This is a genomic window from Parabacteroides sp. KHUB-02 (genome assembly GCF_056640955.1).
Map to the genome: position 1 here is coordinate 3,709,368 of NZ_JBWQEV010000001.1, position 13,172 is coordinate 3,722,539.

Consider the following 13,172-nt stretch of genomic DNA (forward strand, 5'->3'; position numbering starts at 1 on the left):
GGTTTCTTCCTAAGGAAACAAAAGTTTCTATATGGGAAAACAGAAGTTTCTGTCTTATGCTGATATAGGTAGACACATTCAATAACAATAAAATGTGTAATTATTATGCGCAAAAAACATGAGCATTACAGCGAAGAAGAGAAATTGCATCTTCTTCATTCTTATTATCAATCCGGCATGAGCAAAACCAGTTTTTGCAAACAACATGGTATTAGTGGGATAACTTTGTTAAATAAATGGCTGGCGAAGTATGAATCAGTGGTAAAAGAGGTATCTTTGGCTCCGTGTCAAGCCCCTACGGATATGAGCGATCGAAGCAAAGAGGATTACCATGATGAAAACGCGCGACTCAAGAAGCGTGTTAAGGAGTTGGAGAAGGCCCTTGCCTTCTCCCGGTTGGAAACCGAGGCCCGTGATTTAATGATCACGCGTGCGGAAGAGTATTTTAACATTCCCATCAGAAAAAAACCTGGGGCCAAATAGTAACGGAACTGGTCAGGCTTCGCAAGATGAAAGTAGCGCCAGCCTGCCGTCTGTTTGGCCATTGTCGTCAAGCCTATTACCAGTCCAAGGCTGACATAGGGAGCCATGTGAAGAATGAACGTCTCATGCTGGATACCGTACGTGAGATACGTGGCGAGGATCCCGGTATCGGTGGTTACAAGCTGTGGATCATGCTCACCGCCCTCTTCGGAGAGAGGTTCATGCCCGGTCGCGACAGCTTCTACACGCTGCTTCGTCGACACCGCCTGATGCTTCCTCCGCGCAAAGCCAGGGGCACAACCAATTCCAACCATCGTTACCATAAGTGGAAGAACTTGATAAAGGGCTTTGTCCCAACCTCTCCCAATCAACTGTGGGTTAGCGATATTACCTATATACCGCTTGCCGGCGGAGACGTCTGTTACCTGCATCTGGTCACGGATGCTTATTCCCATAAGATAGTGGGATGGGTACTGGCTGATAGCTTGCGTGCCTCAGCCACGCTTGAGGCGTTGCGGCAGGCCATAGACCAGGCCGTTGAGATGACAGGGAGTGAAAATCTGGAGGGCCTGATACACCACTCTGACCGTGGCGTGCAGTATTGTTGCGACGCGTACGTGGAGCGCCTTCGGCGGCATGGCATTGCCATCAGCATGACGGAAGACTACAAGCCCACGGACAATGCCGTGGCGGAACGTATCAATGGGATAATTAAAGTGGAACGCCTCTATAGGCAAGGGCTGTTCGAGACCATCGAGCGTGCCGCGAGCGTGATAGAGCGCTACATCTACTTCTACAACTACCGCCGACCGCACATGAGTGTCGGTTATAAAACCCCGGGCATAGTGCACGGGGAGAAGGAAACGCAAATAAAAATGTGGCGGAATAAAAGAAAACCCGTGAAAAGTAACGAGAAAGAGATGGATACGATAGCTTTGCAAAGCCGAACAACTAATCTCTCAGAAGGGCTCTGTTCGGCCCAGAGGTAATGTGTCTATGTTATCAGTATGAAGTTAAAAGAAGTGACTACTATATCAGTATTACTTTATAACTACTGTCTACTGATTACGTTTATAAACAAAAAAAGTGTCTAGATAAATCAGGAAAAGACATTCTTCAGTACAAAACTTTAGTTTTCTTCTATGAAAACAAATGTTTCCTATGTGTAAAACTTTTGTTTTATACCATAAAAAACCACAAATACTTATATATTAATATTTTATCTATATAAAGAAAGGAAGAAAAACGGACTGATTATATACGTAGAGTGTAGAAAATTCCTTTGATGGCATGGCAAAGACACTTACTAAAAGCGGGAAATGATGGTAGATAAAGACTTACTATTGTAGATGTTTTCCTATCTACAACAATAGGATAAATATTTTAAATTCAAATGATTATAAGGATAGTTGTAGATATTGTACATAATTTTGATTATTTACATATAATAGACCGGGCTTAGCTTTTATATCACTCAAGTCCGGCCTATCGGTTGAGATCTATCCCGCATTTGTTTGGATCAGAGTCCCAGCTTCTCAGAGATCTCCAACATCTTCTTGATCGGTTTGATGGCCTTCTTCTGTACCTCCTCGTCCACGAATATCTCCGGCATCTCGAACTTCAAGCAATTATATAGCTTCTCCATCGTGTTCAAGCGCATGAAATTACATTCGTTGCAAGCGCAAGTACTGTCGTTCGGAGGAGCCGGGATGAATTCCTTATCCGGACTCTGCTTGCGCATCTCGTGAATAACGCCACTTTCCGTCGCTACAATGAATTGTTTCGCGTCGGACTTAATGGTATGCTTCAGCAAAGCCGCGGTCGATCCTACGAAGTCTGAGACCTGTATAACCGGCTGCTTGCATTCCGGATGGGTGATCACTTCCGCGTTCGGGTACTGTTTCTTCAAAGATAAGATCTTCTCCAATGAGAATTGCTCATGCACGTGGCAAGCGCCATCCCAAAGCAACATATTACGTCCCGTGATGCTATTGATATAATTACCTAAGTTACGATCCGGACCGAAAATCATCGGTGTACCTTCCGGGAAGCTCTCCACGATCTGGCGGGCGTTCGTGGAAGTAACCACCACATCCGTGACCGCTTTCACGGCGGCGGTCGTATTCACGTAAGAGATTACCGTATGACCGGGATGTTGCTTGACGAACTCGGCGAACTCCGTAGCCGGACAACTATCCGCCAAGGAGCAACCGGCATTCAAGTCCGGTACCAGCACTTTCTTATCCGGACAGAGGATCTTCGCCGTCTCTCCCATAAAGTGAACCCCACAAAGCACGATGATATCCGCCTTCGTCTTAGCCGCCCATTGTGCCAAGGCCAGACTGTCTCCCACATAGTCCGCTATATCTTGTATATCGCCTGTTTGATAGTAATGCGCCAAAATAATCGCATTCTTCTCTTTACGTAACTTGTCGATCGCTTCCTTAAGGTCTAAATCCTTAGGAACGGGCGCATCCATGTACCCGATTGATTGGTTTGTCAACATAGCCTTATATATTAATGATTCCTGTTTCTACTGCTCCCAATAGGCTTTTCACTATATATAAACAATATTATCCACAGAAAGTATTACTGATAATCTTCATCTTATCTAGTTTATCAACCTATTGTTCACAAAGCACAAAGGTATAAACTTTCTTCATTTATAGAAATAACAAGAAAGATTCTTATCTTTGCTGTCGATGGATGAGCTGTCGTGAACCATCAAGAGTTATCCACAATCATTATATTATATTCTTATTAATCTTTAATTTTAAAAATAAATATGATGAATATGATAGGCTGTTGAAATGGTTAATACATTTTTGTTACAATCTTTGGTTATTGACTTATTAAAGTCTGTGAACGGTTTATCAAAAGGATACCAACAGCATGGATGTCTATCTATAGATTGTAATTCTTATAGTTATAGACTTTATGAATATTTAGCTGTTTATTGTTGATAACCTTGATTGTGAAAAAATAGATCCTCCAGCAAGGCTGTCAATAGGTGTATAAGGGCTGTTGATAGCGCGTAATAAATAAGTGGCTTATTCATTTGCTAATTTGAGAAAGGGGGGTGTATGGACAAGTATTTGAATAAAGCAAGAAATATTTTTCATTTTATGTCCACTACTTATTAATAGCTTTTCAACGGCATATCCACGGATATTCGCTACTTTTGCGGTCAAAGATATTTGTTATGCGAAAATTAAAAGTAACCGAATTGAACCGCCTGACTCCCGAGGCTTTTAAGGAAAGTAAGAAGATACCTTTAATCGTTGTTTTAGACCATGTTAGAAGTCTAAACAACGTGGGTTCCGTGTTTCGTACCTCCGATGCTTTCCGGGTAGAGGCTATTTATCTTTGTGGTATTACGGCTTGCCCTCCGAATGCGGAGATCCATAAGACCGCTTTAGGAGCGGAAGAAACCGTAGATTGGGAATATTTCAAGGATACCCCGGAGGCTGTTGATAAACTGCGCCAAGAGGGGTATACGGTATGTGCCGTAGAGCAAGCGGAAGGTAGTGTCATGTTAGATAACTTGCAGTTAGACAAAACAAAGAAATACGCTATCGTCATGGGTAACGAGGTAAAAGGCGTTCAACAAAATGTGGTTGATAACTGTGATATATGTATTGAAATACCTCAATACGGTACAAAGCATTCCTTGAACGTATCGGTTACTACCGGTATCGTGATCTGGGATTTCTTCAAGCAACTATCAGATTAAACCATTCTCAACCAATACGACGACCCGTTCGGTCATGGCATCTTTACCTTTCGGGTCGTATTCCGATTTCAGACTGGCTCCGAACATTCCGGCGAAGAAATTCCAAAAGCCCGCACGGAAACTTCCTAGATAGGCTTTCAATAAATTGTAACTGGATTGATTACATTCCCTATCGATCAGTTTGATAAGTAGCTTACCTTGCGAGAAGGATAATTTTTTTAGTTCCGGTTTATATTGGGCGAACAACTCTTTCTCCATCCGTTTCAAGTGGGCTTGGCGGGCCTTGTCATTCGGTAAGGTTTCCATGTATTCGTAGGTCTCTATCAACGTATCATACACCATCTTGGCATAGGGCAAAGTACGCTTTACGTCTCGTACTAACTTATTGTACTTCGCTTGTTCACGCTTATTCTTAAACTTAACTTGAGGATATATGAAAACTTCCCGAAGGTTGACGACAGCCATTGTATCACCTTCATACAGTTGAGCTTTCTGATAACCTTCCGGAACAATATTTGTCTTTACCGCCTGCGCCATCCCTTTAAAGCTACAGAGAGCGAGTAGAGCCAAAATACAATATATCCCTTTTCGTATCATATACCGCGAAAATATAAATACTGCGTGACTCTCAGCATCATTTATCTGTTAATAACTTGCTAAATGAATATAAAACATTACATTTGCGCAATTGACAACAACTTAAGAATATATTAACTATGAAGAAAGAAGAAATTACCGCCCTATTCGGAAAATTCGAATCCATTTCATGTGAGGTAGAAGGCATAGAATGCTGGAGTGCCAGAGAGTTACAACCTCTATTAGGATATGCCAAATGGGATAACTTTATCAATAATGTAGTGGTGAAAGCCAAAGAAGCGTGCCTGAATGCGGGAGAAGATGTACAAAACCATTTTCCCGACGTCGGGAAAATGGTTTCAATAGGTTATGGTGTTGAAAAACAAATAGATGACATTTTATTAACACGCTACGCATGCTATTTAATCGCACAAAATGGTGATAGCCGTAAACCACAAGTCGCTTTCGCACAGACTTATTTTGCGGTACAAACCCGTAAGGCCGAGGTGATTGAACAACGTCTATTGGATTGTGAACGCTTAAAGGCCAGGGAAAAATTGAGTCAGACTGAAAAACAATTATCTGGAATCTTATACGAAAGAGGTATTGATAATAAAGGATTTGCGATTATTCGTTCTAAGGGAGATCAAGCTTTATTCAATTTAAGTACACAGATGTTGAAAAAGAGAATGAACGTCCCCACGAATAGACCTATCGCTGATTTTTTACCGACTATAAGTATAAAAGCTAAAGACCTAGCGACTGAAATGACAAACGTAAATGTGCAAGCGAAGGATCTATATGGACAATCTCCTATTGAAAAAGAACATATTGATAACAATACTGCTGTACGTGATATGTTATTGCAAAGGGGGATTAAGCCTGAACAACTTTCTCCTAATGAGGATATTAAAAAGGTACAGCGTAGGATAAATAAGGATAATAAGCAAAACTTGAAGAATAAATAGAAACCATACAAAATCTTAACTATGAAATATCTATTGCTATCCCTGTTTGCGGGGGTATTTTCATTGTATGTACATGGTGTTGATAACTTACGTTTACCGGATGTTCGTAGCGTGGGAATGGGAGGGAATGTGGCGACGCAATCTATTTTATTCAATCCGGCCCTTATTGTCGATAAAGATAAAAAATCCATTCATTTAGAATACTTTAATCGGTACATGTTGAAAGAACTGGGTACGATGTCCGGTAGTTTTTATTATCCGAATCAACTATTATCCGCAGGTGTTGATATCTCTGTTTTCGGGTTTGATAAGTACAGGGAGATGATGGTTCGTGTGCTGGGAGGAAAACGCTTGGGGGATCAATGGGCGTTAGGGCTTGGAGTTCACTATAGTTTCTTGCAAACTGATCTATTGGAAAATACAAGATCCAGACTGTCAACAGATATTGGAATCACTTTCTCTCCTATTGATAAGTTGTTAATAGGAATGTTAATAATGAATTTTCCTTCTGTTTCTATAGGAGATAAAGATATTGAAATAGAAGATTTTAATTATTATTTAATTCAAATAAGTTTTCAATGGGAGATTATAAACAGTCTGTTAATTACAGGAAGTGTAGGAACGGAAAATGAAAACCTAGTTGTTGGAAACTTAGGTCTTGAATACACCGCTTTCGATTCTTTTTTTATTCGTACCGGAATACAGACCGCTCCTCTCCTGCCCTCTTTAGGAATTGGTTATAACTTTTCTTGCTTTACGATAGATGTAGCCTCTATTTACCATCCGATTTTAGGGATGAGTACCAGTCTTGGTTTATCATTCTCTTTTTAAATGATACTTAGCTATGAAACGATTGTTTATAATCTTGTCGATAATCCTGTTGATAAATAGTTATTACGCTAATTCTCAAATAGAATATTCTGTTGATAAGTGGATGGAGTATGTAGAGGAACTAGCCTTGGAAACCGAGGATACGGAGCGTATCGAAAGTTTGTATGCCGATTTATCTTATTTAACTGAGCATCCTTTTGATTTGAATGCCGTGACGGAAGAACAACTGAAGCGATTACCTTTTCTATCCGATCGCCAAATCGAGCAGCTACTTTCCTACCGGAAACGATACGGAAATATGGTTAGCATCTATGAGTTGAAGAATATAGAGGATATCGATTTTCAGACGATATCTCTTCTCCTTCCCTTTGTTTATATAGGTAATAATCTTGTTGAAAAACGGTTACTTACGGTTAAGAACCTGTTGAAATATGGTCGTAATGAATTACAAATCAGGTATGATCAATGTTTTCAACAGAAAAAGGGATATGGTGAACAAACGGACAGCATACTTTCGCTACATCCGAATCGTAAATATAGAGGAGAACCCTTCTATCACTCCTTACGTTATTCCTATACTTTCGAGGATCGTTTACAAGCAGGCTTCGTAGCCGAGAAAGATGCGGGCGAACCTTTTTGGAACGCATATCATAAAGGATATGACTTTTATTCCGCACATCTATTCCTAAAAGATATCAACTGGTTAAAAAGCTTGGCTATAGGGGATTACAAGATGTCTTTCGGACAAGGTCTGGTGATTAGCAATGACTTTTCTCCTAGTCGTACGGCAGTAGTCGCTCAAGCGGAGCGAAGGACAAATGGCTTCCGTAGGCACTTCTCAACCAATGAACAGGATTTCTTCCGAGGGGTGGCTAGTACGATCACGATTAAAAACTTGGATATAAGTGTTTTCTATTCGTACCGAAAAATGGATGCGGCCGTAGATCGCTTGACATTCACCTCATTAAAAACGGATGGACTTCATCGTTTACAACGGGATTGGGAAAAGAGGAAAATGATAACGATGCAGGTATATGGAGGAAATATCCGCTATGCTACATCTCATTTTCATGTAGGTTTAACGGCTCTCTCCTATTCATTCGGTAAGTTTAAGATGGACCCCGATCCAAAACCTTATAATTTGTTCTATTTCAGAGGTTCCAACAATTTCAACATCGGTGTTGACTATATGTTGAAAAGTAACCGTATCAAGTTTTATGGCGAGACCGCTCTTTCGAAAAACGGAGCTATTTCTACCTTGAATGCCTTGCAGTTAACACCCGCTTCTTATATATCTTTCTTGGTATTATACCGCTATTACGATCGCCGTTATCAAGCTTTGTTTGGGAACGCTTTCTCGCAAGGCTCTACGGTTCAGAATGAGCAAGGGGTTTATATGGGATTGCAATTAACCCCGATCGCCCGCTGGAAATTATCCATTTATGCGGACTTATTCCGTTTTCCTTGGTTGAAATACGGGATAGACGCTCCTTCCGGAGGACAGGAATATATGGCTCAGATAGATTATACCCCTAGTAGAAACTATTCAGCTTATCTTCGTTATAAATACCGGCAAAAAGAAAAGAATAGAACTTTTGAAAATGATAATTTATTGAGAATCAATTCTTATAAACAACATCGTATTCGTTTTCAACAGGTTTATAACTTTTCTTCTCCTTTTATTTTTAAGACTTCCTTAGATGGTATTCTATTCGATGATCCTATAAAGAAACTTAATAAAGGAATTATGATCTCCCAAAGTATAGGCTGGAAGCCCACTACCCTACCTCTTCAAATGGATGGTTATCTAGCGTGGTTTCATACGGATGATTACAATAGCCGGGTCAGTTCGTATGAGAAGAATATATTGTATGCCTTTAATATGCCCTCTTTTTATGGGGATGGGATGCGGTTTGCCCTTACCTTTCGTCTGGATATTTGGAAACGTTTATCCTTATCTGCGAAACTGGCTTACACCCATTATTGGGACAGGGATTTGATAGGTACTGATACGGAGGAGATAAGCGGTTCTGATAAAACAGATCTTTATGCTTTGCTTCGCTGGAAATTTTAGAGTAGATTTGCGTGGGTAAAAACAAACAGCGCTATGTCTACAATTCTTTTTGATAAAATAGTATTTGGCCCGATACATAGTCGGCGTCTAGGTGTCTCTTTAGGGATGAATTTACTTCCTACAGACGGGAAATTATGCTCTTTTAATTGCATTTATTGCGAATGTGGATTGAATGAGAATCATAGGACCCATAGTAAACTGCCTACTCGTACGGAAGTGAGGGAAGCCTTAGAGCAAAAACTAAGTTCCATGAAAGCGGAAGGGATCGCTCCGGATGTAATTACATTCGCCGGAAACGGAGAGCCTACGATACACCCGGAATTCGGTGGAATCATTGATGATACGATCGCTACCCGGGATCGATTTTTCCCTGATGCTAAAATCGCCGTACTTTCTAATTCTACGATGCTCCAGAAAGAGGAGGTCTTTCAAGCCTTGAATAAAATAGAGGATAACATATTGAAACTGGATTCTGTATTAGACAGTCGGATTCGGCAGATAGACGTACCTAATTCTCCGGCGTTTAATTTCGAGTCTTTATTAAAACAATTATGTCGTTTTAACGGAAACTTGATTATACAGACCATGTTCTTGAAGGGGGAATTAAACGGGGAATCGGTTAATAATATGACAGAAGAGGAGATAGCGGGCTGGATTTCCGCCTTAAAACAAATCCGTCCGAAACAAGTCATGATTTATACGATAGATAGGGAGACCCCGGTTAAAGCTTTGAAAAAAGCTACTAAAGAAGAATTAGATGCGATTGCGGAACGGGCCCGGAAGGAGGGTTTTGACGTGACGGTATCTTATTAAACTAACTAATTTAGAGAAACACAATAAGTAGTATGAGAACATTCAGTAAAAAGAAAAAATTGCCTCGACTCTTGACGCTTTGTGGAGCGGTAGCGGTCTCAGCATTGCTAGGGGGATGTGGGCAGAGCGGTGTTCCGGCGGAATCTTTCGATCGGTCGGATTATTATACCAGAGGTATCGGTTCGTATCCGGGAGATCCGGGGGAGGATTTTTCTCCTTCATTACGTCCGGATTATTCCACGTATCGTAACATAGCTCTTTTGCGTAGCGCTTACAACTCCTCCAGTTATGATTACAATCTAACGGCTCAACTGGTGACGGATGGTGTTATTAGCGATAAACAGCCTCAGTATCTGGATCTTTCCACACAAAATGGGGAGATTGCTCGTCGTGAGCGTGAGTGGATGATCGATCAAGGTCCTTATTCTCGTAATGCGGTTACAGGCGAGGATGCCTATTTCCTGTTCACGCTGAATAACTGGAAAGAGAAAGCCGACAAGGTACAATTTCGTGGCAGCGTGGCTTATGACGAGAATAAGATTAAGGATGGATATGAGATTGTTTGCGAGGGATCGAATGATGGAAATACTTGGACGGAATTGGCTGCCTTAAAGGGTAAAGGTATGCCGGGTAAGGCCAGCAAGTATAAGGCCCATTCGGACCCGAATAAGAATAGCTGGGATCCGGGTACGTTGCCCACCCGTATGTTGAATGAGACTTTGACATTCGATCAACCGGGTGAATATGCTTATTATCGGATACGATTGAAAATGGAAGGTGCCGCTTATTGGGCATTCTTCGAGATGAATTTCTATAACCAAGATAAGTTGATAGATTTGCTTCCTTCCAAATTCTTTAATAGCGCTTGGATGAGTGCCACGACAGGAGAGGAGTGGGTCTATGTGGACTTGGGTAGCCAATCCGAATTCGACAAAGTAAAATTACATTGGATCAATAAAGCGATCAAGGGTAAGATTCAAGTTTCTGACGATGCGAAACAATGGGTTGACATAGCGAATCTTCCGGGTGGAGATGCTAATCTGGATGAGATCAAGCTAAAAGGAAAGGGCCGCTACGTACGGGTATGGATGGAGCAACCGGCTAATGACGGACGCTATATCTTAAGCGAGATAGAGGTGATGGGTAAAGGTGGCTTGCTTGCCCAACCGGCTGCTGCTCCGGCTTCTACAAAAGACGAGATCCGTTTGTCGGGCGGAAACTGGAAAGTACAACGAGCTTCCGAGGTAACCGCTTCTGGTGAGGAAATATCGAAACCTTCTTTCTCTCCGGAAAATTGGATCGTGGCGACCGTACCGGGAACGGTATTGAGCAGTTATAAGAATATCGGAGCTATCCCGAATCCGAATTACGCGGATAACTTGATGCAGATATCCGAGTCATTCTTCAACTCTAATTTCTGGTATAGGGATGAGTTTGAGGTACCCGAAGGATTCAAGCAAGATCGTTTGTTCTTGAATTTCGATGGTATCAACTGGAAAGCGAATGTATATTTAAACGGTAACAAGATCGGCCGTATCGAGGGAGCGTTTATCCGGGGTGTATTTGACGTTACAGACAGGGTCGTACCGGGTAAGAACGTTGTCGCGGTGGAGATCATCAAGAATGAGCATATCGGAGCTATCAAGGAGAAATGTGAGAAGAATACGGATTTCAACGGTGGTATCTTAGGCGCTGATAACCCGACCTTCCACGCTTCGATCGGTTGGGATTGGATCTCGACGATCCGTGGTCGTAATATCGGTATTTGGGATGATGTGTACTTGACTTCTACAGGCAAGGTAACGATTCAAGACCCGTTCGTACAGGTTGTATTACCGTTGCCGGATACGACTTCCGCTACCTTGACTCCGGAAGTGATCGTGAAGAACCATGATGCCGCTCCCGTGAAGGGTATATTGACAGGAAAGATCGGTGATATCACTTTCGAGCAACCGGTGGAATTGGCCGCCAACGAGGAGAAGAGCGTTGCTTTCGACCCGAATACCTTTAGCCAATTGAAGGTTCAGAATCCACGTTTGTGGTGGCCTAAAGGGTACGGATCTCCTTATTTATACGACGCTAATTTCACCTTTAAGGTAGGTGATAAGGTATCCGACTCTGAGGATTTCAAGGTAGGTATCCGACAAATGACCTTCAATGAGAATAATAGTATCTTGAGTCTCTTTATCAATGGTCGTCGTTTTATAGGCCGTGGCGGTAACTGGGGATTTGGTGAGTCTAATCTGAATTACCGGGGTCGTGAGTACGATATCGCCGTGGCTTACCATGCCGATATGAACTTTACGATGATGCGTAACTGGGTAGGACAGATTGGCGATAAAGAATTATATGAGGCTTGCGACCGTCATGGTATCATGATTTGGCAAGATTTCTGGTTGGCGAATCCTTCCGACGGACCCGATCCTTATGATCCGGAGATGTTTATCGCTAATGCTGAGGATTATGTGAAACGTTTCCGTAACCATGCCTCTATCGGTATTTATTGCGGGCGCAACGAGGGCTTCCCGCCGGAGCAGATCGACAAGGCTTTACGCCGTATCGTGAAAGAGGATCATCCGGGCTTACATTATATCTCCAGCTCGGCGGATGAGGTGGTAAGTGGCCATGGCCCGTACCGTGCGCTTCCTGTTAAAGAATACTTTAGCTTGAAGAATGGTAGTGATAAGTTCCATAGTGAGCGGGGTATGCCCAACGTGATGAATTACGAGAGCTTGGTTCGTACTTTCTCTCCGGAAGCGCTTTGGCCGCAAAACGCTCAATGGGGGCAACATGATTATACGATGGAAGGCGCCCAGTCTTGCGCTTCTTTCAACGCTATCATCGAAAAGGGCTTCGGTAAGCCGAACAACGCCAAGGAATTCGCCGATCTGGCTCAGTGGGTAAACTATGATGGTTACCGGGGTATGTTCGAATCGAGAAGCTTGAACCGTAAGGGATTATTGCTGTGGATGACGCATCCGGCATGGCCTTCTATGGTATGGCAGACCTATGACTATTATTTCGAGCCTACCGCCGCTTATTTTGGCTGTAAGAAAGCTTCCGAGCCTTTGCATATCCAATGGAATCCGGTGACGGACGAGATCGAGGTGGTGAACTATAGCGCCGGCGTACGTGATGGCTTGACGGCGAAGGCTCAAATCATCAATATGGACGGTTCTATCTCGTGGGAAAACGAGGTATCCGTGGACAGCAAGGAGGATACGACAAATAGATGTATGAAATTAGATTTTCCCGCTAGTGTGTCCAATACTCATTTCGTGAAGCTTACATTGACCGAGAATGGCAAGATCGTATCGGATAACTTCTATCTGCGTGGCGTAGAGGAAGGCAACTACCAAGCTTTGCGTGAGATGCCAAAGGTTACTTTACGATCCAACGTGGCAACCAATAAGGGTAATGACGGTACTTGGACCGCTACCGCTACCTTAGAGAATACTTCATCCACCCCGGCTCTGATGATCCGTGTGAATGTAGTGGGCGAGAAGGATGGCGAGCAATTCCTCCCGATGTTCTATAGCGACAACTATTTCTCCTTGCTTCCGGGCGAGAAGAAAGAGATCAACATCCATTGGAAAGATGTAGATACGAGAGGCGAGACCCCGAAGGTGGTTATCTCCGGTTATAATGTAGAGTAATAGATAGATTAATCCTCTAGGTCAAAAGATTTTGATCT

General features: G+C 42.4%; 10 protein-coding genes. 8 read left to right on the forward strand and 2 right to left on the reverse strand.

Going from position 1 to position 13,172, the window contains the following annotated elements; translation table 11 throughout:
• Positions 1-105: 105 nt before the first annotated feature.
• Together ACYIA1_RS16025 and ACYIA1_RS16030 are read left to right on the forward strand one after the other, a co-directional pair.
• Positions 106-483, forward strand: a complete 378-nt coding sequence (locus ACYIA1_RS16025) for a transposase (RefSeq protein WP_005862367.1) — start codon at positions 106-108, stop codon at positions 481-483.
• Between the two features lie 26 nt (positions 484-509).
• The gene (locus tag ACYIA1_RS16030; protein ID WP_009018803.1) at positions 510-1,472 is read left to right on the forward strand and encodes an IS3 family transposase; all 963 of its coding nucleotides are present in this window, start codon (positions 510-512) and stop codon (positions 1,470-1,472) included.
• 530 nt (positions 1,473-2,002) lie between these two features.
• On the opposite strand, the gene nadA is transcribed toward ACYIA1_RS16030, so the two are convergent.
• Positions 2,003-2,989: a quinolinate synthase NadA gene (gene nadA, locus ACYIA1_RS16035; protein WP_005863738.1), complete on the reverse strand. Its 987-nt coding sequence runs from the start codon at positions 2,987-2,989 to the stop codon at positions 2,003-2,005.
• Positions 2,990-3,685: 696 nt separating this feature from the next.
• Between nadA and ACYIA1_RS16040 the strand changes: the two genes are divergently transcribed.
• Positions 3,686-4,216, forward strand: a complete 531-nt coding sequence (locus tag ACYIA1_RS16040; RefSeq protein ID WP_005863736.1) for an RNA methyltransferase — start codon at positions 3,686-3,688, stop codon at positions 4,214-4,216.
• Here ACYIA1_RS16040 and ACYIA1_RS16045 read toward each other — a convergent pair.
• Complete coding sequence (locus ACYIA1_RS16045) at positions 4,208-4,813, reverse strand: DUF4294 domain-containing protein (RefSeq protein ID WP_008778681.1); 606 nt, start codon at positions 4,811-4,813, stop codon at positions 4,208-4,210. The genes ACYIA1_RS16040 and ACYIA1_RS16045 overlap by 9 nt on opposite strands.
• A 119-nt stretch (positions 4,814-4,932) precedes the next feature.
• Here ACYIA1_RS16045 and dinD point away from each other — a divergent pair, with 119 nt between their 5' ends.
• The 5 genes from dinD to ACYIA1_RS16070 are packed head-to-tail and all read left to right on the forward strand — an operon-like array spanning position 4,933 to position 13,134.
• On the forward strand, positions 4,933-5,760 hold the full coding sequence (gene dinD, locus ACYIA1_RS16050; protein WP_480335860.1) for a DNA damage-inducible protein D: 828 nt from the start codon (positions 4,933-4,935) through the stop codon (positions 5,758-5,760).
• Positions 5,761-5,781: 21 nt separating this feature from the next.
• Positions 5,782-6,591 carry a PorV/PorQ family protein gene (locus tag ACYIA1_RS16055; protein ID WP_480335862.1) on the forward strand — a complete coding sequence of 270 codons (810 nt, stop codon included), beginning with the start codon at positions 5,782-5,784 and terminating at the stop codon, positions 6,589-6,591.
• Between the two features lie 13 nt (positions 6,592-6,604).
• Entirely contained in the window at positions 6,605-8,665 is a 2,061-nt protein-coding gene (locus tag ACYIA1_RS16060; protein ID WP_259013254.1) for a ComEA family DNA-binding protein, read from the forward strand.
• 33 nt (positions 8,666-8,698) lie between these two features.
• Positions 8,699-9,478, forward strand: a complete 780-nt coding sequence (locus tag ACYIA1_RS16065) for a radical SAM protein (protein ID WP_122370271.1) — start codon at positions 8,699-8,701, stop codon at positions 9,476-9,478.
• 32 nt (positions 9,479-9,510) lie between these two features.
• A complete protein-coding gene (locus ACYIA1_RS16070) occupies positions 9,511-13,134 on the forward strand; it encodes a glycosyl hydrolase 2 galactose-binding domain-containing protein (protein ID WP_480335864.1) in 3,624 nt (1,207 codons plus the stop codon).
• Positions 13,135-13,172: the final 38 nt, after the last annotated feature.